Raw genomic sequence first — 1257 nt, 5'->3', positions numbered from 1 at the left:
CCACGACCACAACGGCGCCGTATTCACAAAATCATCCATGCCACCCGTGATAAAGGGCATGCTCGTCGTTTGATGGCCATCTTGCTGTTACATGAAGGACGCACGATCACTGATGTTCATCACCTTACCGGCGCTGCTCGCTCGACCATCGGCCGTTGGCTTCGGTGGTATCGGGATGAAGGTGTGGGGGCTCTAGAAGCCTTACCGGCTGGCCGTGCCCCAGTCTTACCTGTCGCCAAGATTGCCACCTTACTGGTGCTGCTCATGCAGTTTTCTCCGCAAGATTTTGGTTATCAGCGCAGCCGCTGGTGTACCGAACTATTGGCTATCAAAATCAATCGGTTAACGGGGCTCAATATGGCAGCCTCCACGCTCCGCCGATGGTTACCTCGTATGGGTATTGTCTGGCGAAGGCCCGTGCCGACCTTGCGGATAAAAGACCCTGCCTATCAGGAGAAAATGGCGAATATCGACGACGCACTGGCCCGTTGTGATGCCGATAATCCGGTGTTTTATGAAGATGAAGTCGATATAGACCTCAATCCCAAATTAGGGGCCGACTGGATGTTCAGAGCGCAGCAAAAGCGGGTTGTCACACCGGGACAGAACGCCAAACATTACCTGGCAGGCGTTCTCCATACAGGCAATGGAAGAGTACTTTACGTCAGCGGGATAAAGAAAAACTCATCCCTGTTTATCGCCATGCTGGAAAAGCTGCGCCGCCACTACCGACGAGCCAAAACCATCACGCTGATCCTCGATAACTACATCATTCACAAAAGCCAACAGACCGAGCGATGGTTGAAGAAGAACCCCAAGTTTTGCTTAGTGTTCCAGCCAGTTTACAGCCCTTGGGTTAATCACATAGAACGGTTGTGGCACAAGTTACATGAAACCGTCACGCGCAATCATCAATGCAGAGGAATGGCCAGCCTGCTGGGCCGAGTGAAACACTTCATGGATACCGTGTCTCCTTTCCCGGGGAATGGCTATGGCACAGCGAAGGTGTAGCACTATTGGGATCAGTTATTTAGTAGAATACTCCCGACGTTCCACCCACCCCGATGTGCCTTTTACTGCTTAATGTCCCTTTGTCTGTCGGGTTACTCCCTACATCTTGCCCTCGGGACTGGTTACACGTGCGTCATAAAAACATTTACACACTCAGAGGCCGCGATGCTCTACCTAGAGCAGGAGTGGCATTTGAGTTGATTTATTGTTGTTGGTGGTTTTGGGCATCAGTTGTTCTGGAGCTGC

1 protein-coding gene is annotated in these 1257 nt (G+C 51.7%); it reads left to right on the top strand.

Features of this window, described 5'->3' with window-relative positions:
* On the top strand, positions 1 to 1011 hold a 1011-nt coding region (locus ACE1BR_RS22955; protein ID WP_374874381.1), incomplete at its 5' end, for an IS630 family transposase.
* Positions 1012 to 1257: the final 246 nt, after the last annotated feature.

This window comes from Aeromonas sp. MdU4, assembly GCF_041929505.1.
Lineage (GTDB): Bacteria > Pseudomonadota > Gammaproteobacteria > Enterobacterales > Aeromonadaceae > Aeromonas.
This window is presented reverse-complemented; position numbering and strand designations above follow the sequence as displayed.